The organism is Ekhidna algicida, assembly GCF_051379705.1.
Classification (GTDB): domain Bacteria; phylum Bacteroidota; class Bacteroidia; order Cytophagales; family Cyclobacteriaceae; genus Ekhidna.
This window is the reverse complement of sequence record NZ_CP179868.1, coordinates 86619-106196: the sequence shown is the minus strand read 5'-3', so window position 1 is coordinate 106196 and position 19578 is coordinate 86619. Positions and strand designations below refer to the sequence as shown.

At 41.4% G+C, this 19578-nt stretch carries 11 protein-coding genes; 1 reads left to right on the top strand and 10 read right to left on the bottom strand.

Annotation, left to right across the window (positions count from 1 at the left end):
* Positions 1-221 precede the first annotated feature (221 nt).
* The 8 genes from ACL8WY_RS00240 to ACL8WY_RS00205 form a co-directional block, all read right to left on the bottom strand.
* Positions 222-1283: an RHS repeat-associated core domain-containing protein gene (locus ACL8WY_RS00240; RefSeq protein ID WP_436516226.1), complete on the bottom strand. Its 1062-nt coding sequence runs from the start codon at positions 1281-1283 to the stop codon at positions 222-224.
* Positions 1283-1594 (bottom strand): transposase, encoded by a 312-nt coding sequence (locus tag ACL8WY_RS00235; RefSeq protein WP_436516224.1) that lies wholly within the window; start codon positions 1592-1594, stop codon positions 1283-1285. Before ACL8WY_RS00235 ends, ACL8WY_RS00240 begins: the two co-directional genes overlap by 1 nt.
* Positions 1595-1862: 268 nt before the next feature.
* Positions 1863-2636, bottom strand: coding sequence for a toxin-antitoxin system YwqK family antitoxin (locus tag ACL8WY_RS00230; protein ID WP_436516222.1), 774 nt, complete (start codon positions 2634-2636; stop codon positions 1863-1865).
* A gap of 5 nt (positions 2637-2641) precedes the next feature.
* Positions 2642-3715 (bottom strand): RHS repeat-associated core domain-containing protein, encoded by a 1074-nt coding sequence (locus ACL8WY_RS00225; RefSeq protein WP_436516221.1) that lies wholly within the window; start codon positions 3713-3715, stop codon positions 2642-2644.
* A gap of 419 nt (positions 3716-4134) precedes the next feature.
* A complete protein-coding gene (locus tag ACL8WY_RS00220) occupies positions 4135-4743 on the bottom strand; it encodes a hypothetical protein (RefSeq protein WP_436516219.1) in 609 nt (202 codons plus the stop codon).
* A 2-nt stretch (positions 4744-4745) separates the two neighbouring features.
* Positions 4746-11741, bottom strand: coding sequence for a DUF6443 domain-containing protein (locus ACL8WY_RS00215; protein ID WP_436516218.1), 6996 nt, complete (start codon positions 11739-11741; stop codon positions 4746-4748).
* A gap of 5 nt (positions 11742-11746) precedes the next feature.
* Positions 11747-12181 (bottom strand): DUF5004 domain-containing protein, encoded by a 435-nt coding sequence (locus ACL8WY_RS00210; protein ID WP_436516216.1) that lies wholly within the window; start codon positions 12179-12181, stop codon positions 11747-11749.
* A 4-nt stretch (positions 12182-12185) separates the two neighbouring features.
* Positions 12186-16160, bottom strand: a complete 3975-nt coding sequence (locus ACL8WY_RS00205) for a hypothetical protein (protein ID WP_436516214.1) — start codon at positions 16158-16160, stop codon at positions 12186-12188.
* Between the two features lie 597 nt (positions 16161-16757).
* Here ACL8WY_RS00205 and ACL8WY_RS00200 point away from each other — a divergent pair.
* Positions 16758-17489, top strand: a complete 732-nt coding sequence (locus tag ACL8WY_RS00200) for a toxin-antitoxin system YwqK family antitoxin (protein WP_436516212.1) — start codon at positions 16758-16760, stop codon at positions 17487-17489.
* Positions 17490-17494: 5 nt separating this feature from the next.
* Here the strand turns inward: ACL8WY_RS00200 and ACL8WY_RS00195 are convergent, their stop codons facing one another.
* Together ACL8WY_RS00195 and ACL8WY_RS00190 are read right to left on the bottom strand one after the other, a co-directional pair.
* Positions 17495-19051, bottom strand: coding sequence for a hypothetical protein (locus ACL8WY_RS00195; protein ID WP_436516211.1), 1557 nt, complete (start codon positions 19049-19051; stop codon positions 17495-17497).
* A gap of 208 nt (positions 19052-19259) precedes the next feature.
* Positions 19260-19574: an HU family DNA-binding protein gene (locus ACL8WY_RS00190; protein WP_436516210.1), complete on the bottom strand. Its 315-nt coding sequence runs from the start codon at positions 19572-19574 to the stop codon at positions 19260-19262.
* Positions 19575-19578: the final 4 nt, after the last annotated feature.

Below are 19578 nucleotides of genomic sequence, written 5' to 3'. Positions count from 1 at the left end.
AACAAAAGTTTCGAAGAAAAGGCGAATGTAACCGTAACTTAACTGGCTATTTAATTCATCCCTTCTTTTCTCTAGTTCTATCCTATCATCAGCTTCGCCTAAATCATTAAGAGTTTCCATATGATCGACCTCATATTTATAGCTTACGTTCAAATTAAAAATTCCATATAATTCAATAAGCAGTATAAAAATTGTTGCCAGTATAATTATTTTTTTAAATCTCATCTTATTCTAGGATTTGTTATTGGAATGGTTGATTGATTGTAGTAGTTCATCATGTGTCGTATGAATGCAGCTGGAGTTTGAATGACTGGAACATTTATTCCTCCAGCTCTCAATCCATTACATACCCCAGTGGTGCAATTATTACCTAACAAATAGTACCTATCAACAACTCTGCTAGAAGGTCTTCCTTCTATTGGAGTTCCACTATTGTATAAATTATCAAAGAATCCTCGTATAGCTTTAGTATCCCCATTAAATGAAAATGTTCGTGTAGGATACTTTTCAGTTCTAGTCTTAATGAAATTCTTAGCAGCAGAACCCTTCAGCTTAATTAAAACACCAGGACCTACAGGACCAAATTCACCCAACATGGGAGAATCAGATCCTAAATACCTACCATATGAATACACAGTCCCATCTACATCAACATACACATGACCAACCCCATCCTCTTCAACGTAAACTGTAGTATTCCCCCCAGATTGTTGAAGCAATTCCTCAGCCTGTTTCCCAGTTATCCAATCTTGATCTACCCTTAATATTCCATCTATACCTTCAAAATTTTCCCTAAAAGGTGTCCAATAAACGCCGCTACCAGTTTCCACCACGTAAATTTTCACCCGACGCTTATTGGAAACTCGTTCAAAATTACCACCTCCATCATTAACGTAATAGCCATCAGGTATTGCATCCCAGAACCCATTTTGTATTGCCCAATTCGCTTGACCATAAACCGCATCAGGTCCTGCTAAAGCATTAATATTTCCTAATCCTCCTGATCCCAACATTCCAGGTCCAAAGTCTCCAGTATACATGCCATCATTAGCATTTTCGTTACCACCAAAGTCTTTGAGTCTATAGTCACTCGGACTCAATCCAAGAGGATCAACAAAACTGATCGGATTATTGAAGTTCGCATGATACGGAGAATAACTCGGTGTGCTTGATGCCATCGGATCAAACGCAAAGAACCGTCCTAAGGCTGGATCATAGCTTCTAAACAAGAAGTCATAGTAGCCTGTAAGGCTATCGTAGCTCGCATAGCCACTCTGATACATCAACTGTGGAGGATCGGAAGGCACGGAAGTAACTTCCGCGCCAGTTGGGAAATAGGTGGTTTTTTGGTGTCGGTGGCAATCTTGCGAATCCGACTGATCACGGTTGATTGAGAAATATTTAGTAGTCTGCTGGCACTGCGAATACCTACTCCTTCTTTGGTGAAGTTTGCTATGGCCTCATCACTCACTTTGTATGCCTCATACTTGTACTCAGCACGCTGATATTTATGGCATTGCGTACACCAATACTGCTGATTGCCGTTGATCACTCCTTTTTTATGACATTTCCCACCGCAGTATTTACATTCCATTTTTCTAAAAGTTATAGTTTATAGCATCAGGTGTCTACCTGATCCATTTGAAGAACTTCTAAGCCTAAAACATATTCACTAGCATACCCCTTTACTACCAAAAAAAGACATAAACCTTTATTTAAATGCTTGAAATCTTAGAAAGTTATATTTTGTTGCATTACCCACTCCACCCCCTCCAATAAAAAACCCACCAACAAACGATGAAGGTGGGCTTTGATGTGTTTTACTTGATTGAGTGTGAGTGGATGGTTGTGTTGGTTAGGGATTATTCTATCGACTTCTTGATTGGCTCATCAATATAAACTGCTCCTAATACCATCCCTTCATTATTAAATTCAAGAAGATTACCTCTTATATAATCTGATTCATGATTAGAAAGATCATAACAAATTGATTTTCCAAATGTGTTTTTGGCAAAAATTGTACTAATCAAATCATAGTTTTTGGTAATCATATAATCATCATTGAATTCACCAATTTCAAGTCTTAATCCAATATCTACTGGTGAGAATATTTCAAAACATATCTGCGTATTGCCCTCGGAAGTGCTATCGTAGTTAACATCGTAGTACATATAATGTTCTTGGAAGTTTCCACTAAAAGTAAATACCTTTTTATACCTTATTGAGTCTTGAAAATAGTTCATAAATGCAATGGTATCACCATTTAAGCTATCTAAATAGAAGTAGTCTCCATGTGGTTTATCATTTTCAAAATGAAGGATTTCGTTAAATTTTCCATTTTGCCAATAACTAATTTGTCTTCCCTCAATTTTTCCCTTGACGTAATTACGTTCTAGCATCAGCTTTCCATTTGAGTAATAAATCGACATTTTACCCTCAAGGGTATCGTTAACAAACGTACCCCTCTTCCATAAATTACCATTTTGATGATATGCATAATAATCCCCATGCCTCATCTCATCCAACAGATCAACAACTTCCCGTGTACTTCCATTAGAGTAGTGTGTTTCTTTTGTGTTCTTTCCACAAGAAATAAAAACCAGTGAAAGTATTATGTAGCTGATTTTAATATCCATTTTTTCTAATCAATTGGTATATATGTTCCAGTTCTTTTATCAAAACCTCTGTCTCTAAAAAGTGGGTTTCTACTTTTCAGAAAGAGAGTATCATTACCATTCGAATATCTTTGAAAAACCTTATACTCCTCATCGGTAACTTCAAGAACCCAAGTAGAATCATTTTTTTTATAAACCGAATACTGATCAAGAAAATCACCTAATTCCATTCCAAGATCAGCACCTCCTGACCAACTACCCAACATTCCTAGAATGCCTTTATTATTATAACCAATGGCACTCAAATATGGAACTTCCATTTCACCAAGGATAACGTCTACTTTTCTTGTTTCCTCACCTCCAGCAAATCCATCAGTTACTAAAACATAGCCAGCGGTTGTAATACCAAAACGACTATCATCAGGTTCATAACCCATCAATGGTGTAATAGCTAAATCCCATAGATTCTTAACTGCATCACATACAGGACAATCACCTGGGCCTAATGAAGCAACTATATCACCTTGTCCACTTGAAACATCAGCTTCAATATCATTCATAATCATATCAAATTTTTGCTTATTATTTTCTAACATGAATCTACCCTTAAAGCCTGATCTGCCTCCTTTCACACTTTGCCAACCATGATGATTGAAATATCTATCTACTGCATTTTCAGCCTCCAATTGAGAACCAAAATAAGTAAATCCACCACCCTGTGACCAGCTTCCACCAAAATCACTTCCCATTAAATTCTTCACGATATTTGAAAGAGGTCTAACTCGAGTAACGTCTGGTCCACTTAAGGCGTTAATAAAACCCAAAGGTTCCATAGTCATCCAACCATCATCATTTGAGAGTCCATCTCCACTATTAAACCCTCCAAAATCTTTAAACCTACTATCCCTCGGACTCAACCCAAGCGGATCAGTAAAACTGATCGGATTGTTGAAGTTCGCATGATAAGGCGAATAACTCGGTGTGCTAGCAGCCATCGGATCAAACGCAAAGAATCTGCCTAATGCAGGATCATAGCTTCTAAACAAGAAGTCATAGTAGCCCGTCAGGCTATCGTAGCTTGCATAGCCACTCTGATACATCAGCTAATATACTGCTAACAGTGATTCCTCAGAGTCCTCCCTTCTCTCCCAGCCCTGGGGTGACTCTGAGGGGAAGAAAAAACTATGAAGGTGGGCTTTGATGTGTTTTACTTAAACCGACCACAAGTCACGCCATCACACAACCCTAGCTGGAAGACTTGCGGTAGCTGTGGAAGTCTACTTATGGTAAGCTTTGTTATTTACTTTAAACAATTAGGCACGGAAGTAACTTCCGCGCCAGTTGGGGTAATCAATATCGTATCCACGATCAATTATTTCGGTTATTAATTTCCCAAAACTGTCCATGTCATAAATCTTACCCATCATCTTGGTATGTATGGACCAACAGTCTGAACAACACCATCCCACCATTGACGCCTAGAGTCTATTTTTTGTGTACATCCTACGCCTAGTTTAGATTAACAATCAATATCAAAGTCCAAGTCTTCTTCAATTGTTATATTCCAATTGACTAATTGTCCTCTGTTAAAGTACATATAAAATGTATATTCAAAAGGGTTGTAGGACTTTTCATAAGGCGTTACGTGGATTTGTACCAAACTAATATCCTCGTACCTAATATGCTGTCGTACTGTAAATAGATATGAATTTGTATTTTTTAGATCAATAAACTTCTTATAGTTAACAACAGATACATTTTCAGGGGGAGAAAATTCTTTAGGAACATAACCTTTTCTCGTACTGTCTTTAGCAACTCTCAAATTATCTGAGAGTTGCTTTGAAAAACCAACGTAAGCAGGATCATAAATATCTTCTGGTTCCGTAATCAAACAGAGATATTCATTACTATATAAATCGCTTGATTTAAAGTCCTCAAAATCTTCTTCAAAATCTAGGGGAATAAGAACATCTTTATTCAGATAACTTTTAGAAGTTAGTTCATCTATCAAACAAACCAATGCTTTATATTCTAAAGAATCAAACTCAAATTCATTTTCTATCACGTTGCCGAGACAAGGCATTACCCCCAATAAAATGACCATTGTTGTAAATAGAAATACCTTCATCTTTACTGCCCTCTTATGTAATTAAACAACGCTCTTGCTTCCGATCTCTGATTTCTAAATCTGAAAACTATTAAGCCCTGGCTTGAAGCATTTTTAACAATAGCCTCAGAATAAATTAACCCACTCCTTATCTGTATTTCACTGAACCTAAAACCGCCAACCCGATTATTAGTCGTATTTGGATTATAGTTTCCATCAAAATCTGCTATCCTTGGAATAACAATTACTTCAATAGAATTTCCGTTGACAGTCCTGTGACCAGATGTTGTGCTTGCCATCCCACCAAATCCTGTTGCATCTCCTAAATTACCAAATCTAGTTTCAACATCTATAAAATCATGAAGATAAGGGGCAGGAGGAATATTCGCTTTATCACCTGTAGCTAAACCTTCTCTCCTTGCTATTCTATAATCTCTCAGATAGTCAGCTATTTCTTGTCCTGAACTTCCACTAGCTAAGTCGATAAGACCACTCCCATTTGCTTGACCACCCATCTCTAAATCAACAGATACTGAAGGAGGCGTTGTTCCTGTTGCCCCTGTATCTGTTCCAGTTGCTATTGGAGTCAAATCAGGCCCTCCCGTAATATCTGCCACAGGTAATCCAACACCTTTACCTTTCAGAGCGCCTGCTGTATAAGCAGTTGATTTCCAGTGCCTGTTATTATACTTTTTAAGAGCTTCCCTAGCCTGTCCTGAATTATTAAAAACCGACATTCCACCATTTTGAGACCACTGACCACCAAATTCTGTATTAATCAGATATTCCACCACACCTAGCAAGTACTTTCTAAACGCCTCATCTGCCTGCCATTTAAAGTAAGATGCTTCATAATAATCTGCTCGACTGGGGTCTTCAGTACCAAATGGTGACAGCATATCTGAATTGAAATCATCACCACCACCTATACCTCCAAAATCCTTAAACCTTCCATCCCTCGGACTCAACCCAAGCGGATCCGTAAAGCTGATCGGATTATTGAAATTCGCATGATACGGTGAATAACTCGGTGTGCTAGCAGCCATCGGATCAAACGCAAAGAATCTGCCTAATGCAGGATCATAGCTTCTAAACAAGAAGTCATAGTAGCCTGTGAGGCTATCGTAGCTCGCATAGCCACTCTGATACATCAGCTGTGGATCGATGTAGCCATCGGCTCTCCACGACTTGTCCGTCTGCATACCGTACGGATAGTATTCGTTTACCTGCGTCACCTTAAAGCTTGCTGTGCTGTTTTCATGTACGATGCGCAAGTCATCAAAGTACACTTCCTGATCTTCCAGGCTTTCGTTGGCTACATACACAAACAGGTAGCCCGGCTGATCAAAGACGAGTTTTTCTGGCGTTTCCAGCTTAGCCCAAGCTTCAAGCGAAGCATCGGTTACTGCCTGATAGCTCGATAGCGCATCTACATAGTTGTAGTTCTCATCAAAGAACAAGTAGGCCAGATAAGCATCCGGTGCATCTGAGCTGCTTGAAGGATTTCCTACGACAGGAAATGGATTGGTTCCACCTGAACCTAAGGTATTGTTAAGTCCCTCTCCTACACCTCCGTCGGTGGTTGTTCCTCCTGTCATCGCAAGTAAGGAGTTCAATACACTGCCAAAGGCGTTGGCTGTGCCAAGCGCATCTTTATATCGTGCCCACACATCGATGGCTACTTCATCGCCTGTTTGGATGTCCAGCACCTTCGCTGGCCCTAGTGTTCTTCCTACTGCGTTGTTCAGCGCCACACTGAGTGTTCCCGTAGGTGTATGATTCTCTTCAGCCAGTCGGCTGACTCCATTCCAGTCAAACTCAGGATTTTCAGTCTCCATCGTAGCTGTGATCACCTTTCGCTCCGGCAGATACCCAAACGCTACACGGTTGTTGCCTTGCTGATCTGTCAGGAAGTACTCGTAGTGATAGGCATTGTTTTGCTTGTAGGCTCTGCCTTCTGCTGTCGCTACCTGATTCACTTTGCCGTCGTTGTACTCGATCAATCCGGCATAGTCTACCTTTCCTAGTTCGTTCCCTCCTCCATCGGTGATGGTCTTGCTTAGTCGGCCGCCTCCTGCGTCATAGACATAGGATATCATGGTGCCATCACCAAAAACGATGGATTCTACGAGTTGCAAGTGGTTGTAGTTAATCGCTACAATCTCTTTGTTTTGGTCGGAGGTCATGTTGCCCATCGCATCATAGGTATACTCCGTAATCATATCTATTTTGTCATTGAAGCCTTTGTCGCTATCGGCATGCGCAGACAGCTCTTCAACTTTCTCTAACCGGTGCGTACCGGCCTCATATGAATATTGAATGTTGTCAATCTGATTTCCTGTCGCGTTGCGACTAATCTGATCCATATTACCGCTATCGTCATAGGTAGCGTTCATATCATAGTCGCCACCATTGCCTGTCCAGCTGCCAGAGTTGTCCGTCGCATAATTGCTATTAGTTAAACGGTTGCGCTCATCATAGGTATAGGCGGTGATGGCCTGACCAGCTACATCGCCACCGTTGAGTGGATCTTTATCGGTATTCCAGTTCATAGACGTGAGATTGCCATCGTACCGTCCATTGATGGTTTCGCCATTCACAATCACGTCAGCCGTGTAATTGAATTCCATCCCGAAGATGTCATCTTCTCCGTCTGTCAGTCCTGCATCATTGATTGATGACACCCATCCTTTGATGTTGTAATCATAATCCACTGATTGCAGGAAGGAGGTTTCGTCGGTAGAGTGCAGGTTCTTCTCGGTGAGTTGTCCCAGTACATTATAGTGGTATTCAGCCACCAGCACCCGATCGCCTGTATTACCCGGCTCATTGATAGTCTGCCAGGTCTTCAACAATTGTCCGTTGTGGGCATACTCATACTCGGTAATGATGCTCACATTTTCCGTGTTGCTGCTATGCTCCACCATCATCTTTTTCAGCTCACCTTTCCAGTCCATCTCATTAGACAGTCGTTCGGTTCCACCCAGATGGTTTTCCGTGATTGTCTGAATCACGCGCAGGCGATCATCGTAGTACACCACTGAGTTGAGCCACTTATCTGCTGTGCCTAATACCAGAGTTTTACTTCCTGTTACCTGGTTGAGTACGTTTGTTGTACTATCTCCTGTAAAACCTGCCGGCATGCCAAAGGTGAAGTCTTCACCTTCCGTATCCCAATTCGTGTTTGTTAGGAAGTTGTAGTTGTTGTAATAGCTAATGGAATGAATTTCATAAGTGGTGAAGTCAGCGCTTCCCAAATTTGGAAAGGCACTATTCAATGTGTAGCCCACCATGCTATTGGCTGTATCTTCATAACGTGCCAGGTTGTTTGTCACGACATTATCTGCATCATCTCGCAAATCCTGAGTGGATAAACCAGTAACGACCTGTCCGGAGTAAACCGGACGATTCCACGCGTCATACTTGGTAAACGTCCAGGAGTCAACCCCATCCAGTTGCTGAGCAGCATGTCGACTAAGGACGAGACGATCCCACTGATCGTAGATGTATTCAATCCAACCGGCACCCGGATCTTTCTTCCGGATCACACGTCCATAGCGATCGTACTCGTATTGGAATACTTGCTCGTCCACCTGTTCTTGTGTCAGGCTACCGAGCTGGGCAGCGTCTGTAATGGTGCTGGTGAGTGCGGCAGGAATCACAAAGCGAACCCGGCCATAGTCGTCGTACACATTGTATGAACCAAACCACTTTCCGGCTGCCTCATCATACAGCTGGCTGGTGATAGGCCGACCCAATGGGTCCACTGCTGTTCGCGACTTTCTATCTTCCACATCGATGACCACACTCAGCTTCACTTCATTGTTCCCATAAATTCCGTCATTGACCGGCAGTCCGTTCACTATTTTCCATGTACCAATGGCGTCATCTGTACCTGGCTTATAATACTTATATCCGTAGGTCGTGTGCTTGTTATTGGTGTGCCATTCCTGTCCAACTGAGGTAGAGGTTTTTATCCTTCCCCTGCTGTCGAAGGTTCGCTTGGAGAACGGGTGTGTATCATGTGTGATCCCTTCTGCATTGGCATAAAAATCTTCCTGTGCAGGTTCCGGTTGTGTGAACGTCATGCCGGGAATAGAAGAGTCACTGTAAAAAGGAAGATACGATTTATCTTGTCTTCCGTCACTTATACTGTAGTGATTGAAAGCCACAATATCTTCCTGATTTTGTCCGGCGGCAACTGCCACCGTCACAGTCGGTCTTCCTGCTCCGTCTGAATAGCTGTAGCTGACAGATTTGTCTGTGGGTGTCAGATTTGTCAAAGAAAGTCCTGAGCTCACCGGCGATTTAGGAACTTCTACCCTGACATAGTTAAAGTCGTCAGGTGAGCAATCGTAAGGCGTTATCACCAATTCTGAAGTAGTGGCGGTTGTTCCGTCTGATGCAGTGACTGATCGCTTAAACTTAATCTCTTGTGTGAGCGTACCCGAATATTGTATGTTGGGATCCGTAAGTCCACTTGCCAGGGGTTGATAACCCGATCCTGATCCATCATTCACCTCCCAACTGTAAGTGTATCCGCCCATACCTCCGCTGGGTTCATATCCTCTTATAAGGCCTATTGGGGTGTTCATGCATGGGTTAGTAGGATAGGTAATTTCGCCGGGAGTCACTCGTATATCTCTTCTGATGATAACCGGGTCATTGGCTACTGTCTGGTTGTAGGAAGTAACCACCCTTCTATAGGTCCACAAGGTGGCGAAGGTCGATGAGCCGGGTGCCTCCGGATCAAAATCTTTGGATTGACTATCTTCAAATCCTTCTATGTCCACCCACTCACCTGTAAACTTAGTTTGTACTTGCCACTGATACTCATAGGTTCCGGTGCCTCCGGTAGGTTCATCACCAACGATCGCTCCGGGATCACAATCGTAGCAGAAGTAGGTGTCGGTAGGTGTAAGTGATCCTACCAAAAGTGGTGGGTATTCCAGGTCTATGAAAACCTCCGCTGACTTGTTGATCCCACAAAGCGTAGCTGTCCGTTGAAAATATGTAGGCTCGTTTAGAGGTTCAGTTGGCGTGTAGCTAATATCATCAGCTCCCGATATCGGCGCGAAGGTCGATTCAGACAATGTCTTTTTGCTCCATTGATACATGACACCTGAAAGTCCTTCGTCCAGATCAATATCATTTCCGGTTATTACGGAAGGTGTAGCGCCCTGTGGAACATTTCCTCCTGTATATGTCAGGGTTCCTCCATTTTCCAGTGTCATGGGCGTAACTAAAATGATATTGCTTTCCATGGTCACATTTCCTGAGGTCACCGTACGTTTATAAAGTCGTGGCTCTGATTCTGCTGTCAGCTGGCGGTCATAATTTTTGTAATTACCTCCCACTCCTTCCCAAAGATCGAGTTCTCCATTGATGGCACTTCTATACCACGCATAGGTGTATTCTCCGCTCCCTCCACTGGCGTCTTCAACACTATTGATGATCGTGGGGTCGCCATCGCACAAATACATGTCGGCCCCAATATTTCCAGGGTTCAATTGGGTCTCAACCATAACTCCGTCAGACTCTTCGATCTGAGCTGCCATAGTTATTCGCTTGTATGTAGTGGTAACATCTTGAACGATAGCTGCTAGGTTTTTACCGGTAGCTCCCGGAATGTCTTCATAGCTGCCAGTCGTCTTTCTCTGCCATTGATAGGCATAGCTTCCTGACCCTCCGAATGGAGTGCTACCTGTAATTGACACTGTTTCACCCATAGGAATTACAGACGGACCCGTGTAATTAATATCATAGTTTACCAGCTCGGGGTACACCAGGAACTTAATCGTTTTAGACTTTATAACGCCATCAGAAGTGACTCTTATCCTATACCATGTTTCAGAAGTGAGGGCCGGTGGGTCATATGCTTGAGGGGACGTGGTAGTCGAACCCAGATTTGTCCACGAGGCTCCTTGATTATCACTAACCCTCCACTGATACACATACGATCCATCACCACCTGTGGCAGCTGCATGTGTGATTGGATCAGGATCTTGACCATAATAGAGTTGAGTTCCGGAACTGGAGCTTATACCTCCGGCCACCAAGTTTGAGGTGACCGTAATTTCATTGGAATATTTTGTACCACATGAAGTAACTTTTCGTTGGTATGTTGTAGTGACATGTTGTGTGACAGATCCTAAATTTTTTCCGGTCTTACCCGAAATATTGCTATAACCACCTGTTGTTTTCTTCCGCCACTGATAAGCATATGTTTCAGTTCCACCTGTAGCTTCGACACCTGTCATCGATACAGATCCTCCTGGATTTACATTACCTCCAGTATATGTTATAGTCCGTGGATCCAATTCATCATATACACTGTAGCTGATGACATTACTGTATTTAGTTTGTCCATTCGACGTAACTTTTCTTCTGTATTTTCTATTGGAAGTGAGACTTGGAGGGTTAAATGAAGTAGGTGCTGATGTTGCACCTCCAGCATTGCTCCAAGAGCTTCCACCGTTGGTGCTTTGTTGCCATGTATAACTATGAGTCCCATCCCCGCCTGATGCCGCTACATTATTATTGATATTTGAAGGATTTCTGTTGTAACAGACATTTGCTGACGATGAAGCGCTGATTGAACCCGCAGTTAAAGGTCCAGTCACGTTTACATTTACTGTTTTGTCATGATAATTTCCTCCAATTTGGGCAGTTACCTTCACCCATTTATTACCATATTGATTCCATTTAACCTGAATGGATCCAAGGCTTTCGGAAATTTTTTGTCCTCCAGAAACAGTGTAGGAAGAGCTTTGATGAAAACCAGATAAAACTTCTACACTGTATGTATAAGTACTGTTGTAGGTCGGATTTTCCTCTCCGGAAAATGTTAATGTCAGAGAACTTCCTCCGCCACCGGTTCCACCACCTCCACCGGTTCCACCGCCTCCACTGCCTCCACCTCCATCATCAATTGGTTTGTCCGGTGGACAAATAATACATTGGGAATAGGTTGAAACAGAAGCAAAAAGAATGGCAAGAAGTAATAAGCTGCGGTACATAAATGCTAGTTTGAGATTTTTGACAGGTGAATTCTTTTGAATAATATGTCGGAATTGGGGTCGCTATCAATTTCGAGGATCAGGTGACTTTGACTTAATGATTCGATTGTCTGTATGGTTTGCGCGCCGTTTGAAAAAGTAAGAATCAACTGACCATTATCTATATTCCAATCACCGCTATTCGTATATCCGCCTGCAGAAACCTGAAATGTGGTATCTGAGTTAAAAGTGAAAGATTGTGAAGAAAGTTGGTTTTGAATCTGCGCCTGAAAGGATGTCTCAATACTATCGTATTTTGACTTTGTCTCCGAATTCATCAAGTTCAGTGTTTCTTGAAAGTTCAATTCCCAGCTGCCTACCAGGTTTGATGTTTGCTGAGCGCTGGAATTCAGGCTTAGCATTAACATTCCTCCAAGGATAAGGTTGTTGATTTTCTTCATATTATTAACAGTTAAGCTTAAAGGTCAAATTGGTCGTATAGGTTTTGGTTTCGCCACAACCATCTGAAACCGTCAAGGTTATTACATAGGTATCGTTTATAGTGCCATTGGTCAGCAATGTGCTCCGCGAAATTGTTTTGGTGACACCTCCTCCTAAAGAGTAGGATTGTCCGTTCACTTCGTAATCCCAGGTATAGGTATAGCTTGTCGTTCCGCAAGTATGATCGCCTTCATCGATTTGTGAGCCAAACGTAAACGATGATGGTTCTTCACTATTTGGACATATTGATTGATTGCCATTACCGGTAATAACTACACCCCAGGGGTTGGCAGGTCCGCCGCCTCCATCGCCATCGCCATTATCATCGTCATCACCTGGACCACTGGTTCCTCCAGAACAGCTTTCGCTCCAGACATTAATTGTCAATGTTTTTGTAGCAAATTCTACTTGACCACATTGATCGGTTGCAGTGACTTTTATCGTCGCAGTACCCGGCACATCGTGAATTACATTTGGAAGCGTTGCTTCATACCCGGTTCCAAACACTACCGGGCCATTACCTTTATCATATGTCCACTCAAACTCGATTGGAGCTGCCCCTGCACAGTCATAAGTACCTGCAATGGTAGATATTGAATAAGTCAAATCATCAAATTCGGTTTCCTGATTTGGATCAATTTGTGCATCAGGGTAAGTACACGTCTGACCAGGTCCATCCATTGGATTCAACTTCCAATAGTCATTGTAAACCGTAATGTTGAGTGCATTAAAAATTTTAGGTTGAGCGTACTCTGGATTATCAATGGTAAAGCTCGGTGAATATTCCCCTGAAGTGTTGAATGTGTGACTTACTGATGTACCGTCATCAAAATAGTTTGTCCCTTCAATACTCCACCACATTGATGCTGATCCAAACATTATAATATCTGAAGCATTGAAATAAATAGGTGTTCCTGCTAAGCGCGGGAAAGAAACCGTAAGTGTAGCACTTATGTCACCATAATTGCTTGACTTCACAATATCACCGGCATAATTATACCTGTACCGTTTAATGATATTCTGATCTTGATCTCTGATAAGATAGAGTCTGTTCAATTCATCATATTCGTAGCTAACACTGCGTCCATCAGGACCTTGTACACTACTTACTCCTACTAAGCTCTCATAGATATAGTTTGTTGTTTGTTGTTCAACTCCATTATCTGCTGTAACGCTAGACAAATAGCCATCAGCGTTATAATCATATCTAGTCTCGATTTCTGAGCGACCTATTTTGCTCTTTAGCTGACCGGATGATTTGTAGTCATTGGTGCTCGTCAAAATCAAATCATCAGCTATCCAGGCACCAGGTGACTCGATGGCCAACGCGTACGACTGATGTGGAAGTCGTTTACTTCCAAAACTTTTGAATGTGGTTAATCTGACGCCTGACGTTTTATAAGAATTATCATTTGGATATTTGATCTTATTTTCCTCCATGGTAGGAATTCCAATCATTCCATCATTGACCATTTGAGTAAGTACACTTTGATCTTCGAACTTCGAGATTACATCTGTATGATCACTAAAGGGATAACTGATAAGCTTTTTGGTAAAATGCCCAGTCGATAACTCGGTATTCACTTCCACCGGAAGCGACGGATGGTTGGAAGCATAATCAAATGTCTTTGTCTCCGTGACCTCTCCGTCCTGATCATTGGTTGTGACTACAGTTCCGGCTAATCGTAAGGTTTTGACTTCTATGTCATATTCTGAAGTTAATAAAGAGAAGTTGGTTCCGGTAATTAAATCAAAGAAGTACTCTAGAGGATTGTTCCTTAGGAATTCTACCTTCATGGATTTCGTCATATACTGTGGACCTGTATGCTCATAGTTTGTGACTATCGTAGAAACCAAGTCCCCGGACTCATCAAAAACTTCTGTTTTGTTCTCTAATCCACGGTTGAAGTAGTTTAAGTCAGTTGAACTAAATGGCGATTGGTTAGCATCGATTCCACTTTGATCTATGCCATCAATTAATATATCCACAGTAAACTGTTTTTTGGTTGGCGCAACTTCCTCGTCGAATTCAGTAAAATGATGAATAGTGTGTGCATCAGTTAGTTGGTTAGTTACTTTCACGCGCTTATAACCATGCGAGGGACCATTCAAATCGAATGTTAAAGATTCTGCCGATGGAAACAAGATGAACTTATACCTATCTTCTACTACTGGAACTTCTACATCCACTATAACACCTCCAATCTCAACTTCACCTGGTACGTACATCGTATGTTCAGACCTTTCCATAAATTTCAAGTACCGAGGTATTGGTCCTCTAATGAAATTATCTGTATCCTCATCAAAATACTCGTACTCAGATCCATTGACCATCACACCATGTTCGTTATATTGTTCGATGCGAGAAACGCGTACACCTCCTCCGTTCGGGTGAATTCCATATCTGAATTTGGTATAACCACCTGAGGGATATGATACTTCTGTCAGGATGTTGGCTTTTGCAGCTGGGCTGCTGCTCTTGTCCATGCCTGGAAGGACAAGTGTGACTAGTTTGAGTATTCCCTTATCCAGGACATATTCTTCTTCCTCCAAATCAGGATATGGAAGGTACGTACCTCCATGCTGTGTCCCTCCGTTGTAATACCCCCAATGGTCTGTGTAATAGGATCCTCTTGGCGGTAACTGAAACAGGTCACTTTCCTCGTTTTTATATTTGAACTGCCTAATGGGTAAGCCATCTTTTGTAATGGTCTTAAGCATCAATCGATATAAAGATTCGGAAGGAGGAGGACTGGAATAAATTTGATCATACTTGTAAGAGGAAGCCGCATTGCTGTTTAGATACTCAAACTCGGTTTTAGATACTTCATTTCCAATTCCATCTAACAGGGAGATGGCGGTTACCTTCTTGCCTCCATTGACGTCATTTCGATCTCCATATTCGAAGGTAATTTTTGCCATTGAGGTCTCGATTTCAGTTAACCTACGAACCTGTGTAGTAGTCTTTGTTTGAGTTACCTGTTGGTCAACAACTCCCAATATGTTAGGATTAGCAACATCAACGGCATTAAACTGTGTTTCAGCCCCTTCTTCGACTACCTCAGTACTTTCACTGTTTCCATAGGTAAAGATTGTGTTGTGTGAATCTGATAATCCTGCATGATCAATTTCTGTCAGGTGCCATGTTGAGATGTACTCCTCACGTAGCGATGGATCATAACCTGACTGATTCAAATTGCTTCTCTCGGAAATAGTCACTTCCTGAGCATCGGGATTTCCGGATGAATTCAGGCCGTTCCCAAACGTATATTGGTTTCCATACATATCTGTAATCACAAAGTATGAATTGAGCTTATCAGTATAGTGAAATGAGATATGCATGTCGGAGCCAGGTAATGTGTGAATCTGGTCGAAGGTGATCTCTCCCCCGCTGCATGACCTGTTTGATGCGCGGACACAATCATTATAAGCTTCTAAACAAGCTTGAGAATCACATTGCAGCGTACAATCTGTTGGGTTACATGCTGTATAAAAACCATCTCCAAAGATGAATCGACCACCACCGCCGGGGTACTCAAAATAAAAGATATCCTTTTCTGTGTCCTGATAGCCATAATGAACGTTGGCCAGATTGTCAACAGTTTTGGACGTATTGAAATCAGAGTATTCATCCGGATGTCCCATCATCACGCGTGTGATTTTACCTCCTGCGATGAGCTGCCAGCCCAGCCCAACGGGTCCTGATGCTTCGTTCACTTTAATGCCGCTTGTAGTGTAACTAAGTCCTACATTGATGCCTCCACCTTTCAATAGAGGAGCGGTGTAAAGTGGTACAGAAACTGATGCTGTTCCGTTGTACTTGTTTACCGGAAGGTTGATGCCTTTTACTGTTGACAGGGATGATGCTGAAGGCATCGTTTGACTATAACATGGGGTAATGATGGCAACAACGATTGCCATAAAAAAAAATCTCTTCATTAGATGTTTAAGTAAGTTTCGGGCCAGATTCAGTGGTGTAAATAAGGCGATTGCAAAGTATTATATTTCAATGAATCTCCCAAACAGAAAGGCTTATTTTATATAACGTCAAGCGTAAATTATGAATTATTAAATATCGTTTTTTGGGTGATGGCAATGATGACAAATTGCATTTAAATAATTATCAATCAATTAGTTATATACAAAAATTGATAGCGTCAGAAGTGATTTCAATCTAATTCTATTCCACCTCGAAAAAATTAATGAATGGCATAATCCGCTCCTTCTTTGGAGTGCGTCCATTTCAAGTCTAATATCGCTTAAGCGCGCATTGAAAAAACGCATGTTAGCTGGATAAGCTATTTTGGATTTGCTTATTATATCTTCTAATCACCTTGCATTCATTCAGCATTCTCATATCAACTAGTGACGTACCATTACACTCTTTAAAAAGGCACTAACCTATTAAAGCCTTCGGCTTACTTAATGCAATACTTATTCTATCCACTTCAATATAATCTTGCCAAATCGGTAAATAATTATCCACAATTCCCTTATCCAACATCTTCAATTAAATTTGAATTCTAATCAACAAGTATGAAGACACTCATTAACCTGACCTTTTGCCTATTACTGATCTCTGCCTGTGACCAGATAAATGCGGCATTTTTTTCCTCCGAAGAAAACGAAGATCCATCCCTCATAAAAACGTATTATGATAACGGAACCCTGAAATCAGAAATACAGGTTGACACAACAAACAACAGACATGGACTTTCAAAGAACTACTACCCTGATGGCACGTTAAAAACAGAAATAGCCTATAACCATGGTACGAAAGAAAAGGCCATTCAGTATTACGAAAACGGCAATAAGTACCTCGAGTTCAACTATAAGAATGGACGAAAGGAAGGAAAACGAACCAAATACTGGGAAAACGGAAAAGTACAATCGTACCTGGAGTATAAGAAAGATTATCCACGTGCAGGCCTGGTAGAATTCAACAAAAGTGGAAAGCAACGAAAAAACTACCCAAACCTAATTGTAAGACAGTATGATAATCTTAAAACAAACGGTGAATACATTGTAGAGGTGTACTTTGACAAGCAGCCAGCAAGGGGAACTTATTATTATGGACAACTAATCGATGGCTTTATGCATGTCGAAAATGTGGAAATAGAAAAAAAGAATGGTAAGGGTCGGATTGTCTATCGACCTATGCCCGGCACTTTCAAAATGGAAAAATTGAAGTTAGTTGGCAAGTATATTACTCTATATGCGAATCCGTATATAACCGAAACCAGTATCAACCTTGCCATTGATTTTTGATCAGTCTATCTGCTAATCATCCTAAGCCTGGATTTTAGCTCATAACTATCTGGGACGAACTCAAGTCCTTTTTGAATGATGGCGCGAGCACGAGACGTATAGCCTCGTTTGAAATAGTATACAGCCGCCTTTGAATATGCATTAGAAAGAATGTATTTGTCATAAATGAAGCTGTCGTTTCCTTCTATTTTTTCTTCAAACTGCTCTTTCATTTTATTCCCGTTGACAGCTCTGCGAGATTCAAAATCTTCTCCCATCTGCATGAGGTATAAGTTGAGCAACATCGTGTTCAGGTGATTGTTGGTCTGCAACTCATCATTTTGATTCATCAATGTATCGAGAGTTGCCAACGTTTCTGAGGTGGGTTTATTAATGTGTGCTAGTCGAAAAGATTCGGTAAGTAGTCTTTCTGCACTTTCATTCCCGGGCTTGGCTTTATAAGCTTTTATAATGGAATCAAACGCCTCTGCGTAGTTGGCACGATTATAACTTTTTCTGCCTACTTCATAATGATAGGTAAATGTAACATCCGTGTTGATCTTCTCATTATTGCTGTTGGCAATAAAGTATTGATAGGCTTTTTCTGCCAGCTCGCTTTCATTTCTATCAGACAATACATGACTAATCATTCTGGAAAACTCACCCAATATGTTGGTGTTTTTAACATCAAAAGATTCAAATCGGGTAAGGAAAGGAAGTAGTTTGATGTCATTCCAATCGGTATAATCACTGCCTGACAATACGTTTATCATTGACACAAAGAGTGCACCATCCAGCTGATCTGTACTATGAAAAAGTTGAGCTTTGGAAAGCTCCTTCCAGGCCTTGTGATATTCCTTCTTATCAAGCAAGTCCAATCCCTTATTGTAATACTGAATCCCTATCAGCTGCTCAAGTGTAAGATCAGCACCTCCAAAGTAAAACTCATCAAAAATCGGATACAATCCTTTGGAGTTGACATCACTTTGATCGACCAGCTTCATCATGGCCAGTTGTGCCACAAAATTTTCTTTGAAGCCCGGACTAAAGGATTTGAAACCGCTTACCGGATCTGTCGTTTCAATCAGCAGCTGTGACTCTTCAGGATCTACCACGATGTACACGTGAGTGGGCGTTTCCTTAATACTGTAGGGAATACCCAACTCTTCGAATGACAAAGCATATAATGCAACTGCCGTCACACAGTTATAGACACCCTGCTCAAAAATCTGATCATAGAAAGCGAGGTATTCATATTTTCTCAAAAATTTTTCATGCAGCTGGTTGTAAATATATTTTACGTCCTTCTCTAGTTTTTTAGGAACCTTCCTAACCTTTAGCTTCGCCATCTCACTTTCGTAATACGCCTTCCATTTAGTGTACTTTGCGCTATCCTCCGGAGCTATTACTAGAAATCCATCAAATAAATCAGACTCCCCATCCAACACCCCACGAATGGTGTTCTGTTCTCTTACAGAATTAAATTTCACATCCTCAAAAGCCAGGTATTTTTCCTGAGCAGAGGTATTAAAGAATATAGCAAAGGCGACTAGGGCATAAAAAATATGAAAGGTCTTAGGCATACTAAAAGTTTGGTAGTTCAAAGCGCAAGTTTAAGGCTTATGATAATGCTGATCAATCAAACAAGATATAATTTGGTGAACATGGCGCAATTGGGTTGTTGCGATAGTGGAGTTTGGTCATGCTTCGATTGACCTCTTGGTTATGGATAACACAAATAGAAAAAGCGTAGCAAATGCTACGCTTAGACTTACCTGTATATCAGGGTGTTCAACTGGTTGGTACGCTCACTTTCTCAAAGCGCGCACCATTATTAACCTCAGACAGCAAAGATCTGTCCGGGCGATAGCGGATGCGTGCTTCGAGAATATTATTAGAAGAAACATCTTCCGGCGCATCACTTGGTTTCGATTTGAATGTTGTATAAAAACTTCCCAACGATCCCAACCTTACAATCTTACCTGCTAATAATTCCTCAGGTAAGACATCCTCCAATGCAGCAAGTACACCTGTTACATCAGCATAGCTTTGCCCTGTATGCTTTTGAATACGCCTGGCAAGGCTCTTAAAATCCGATACCTCCACTAGC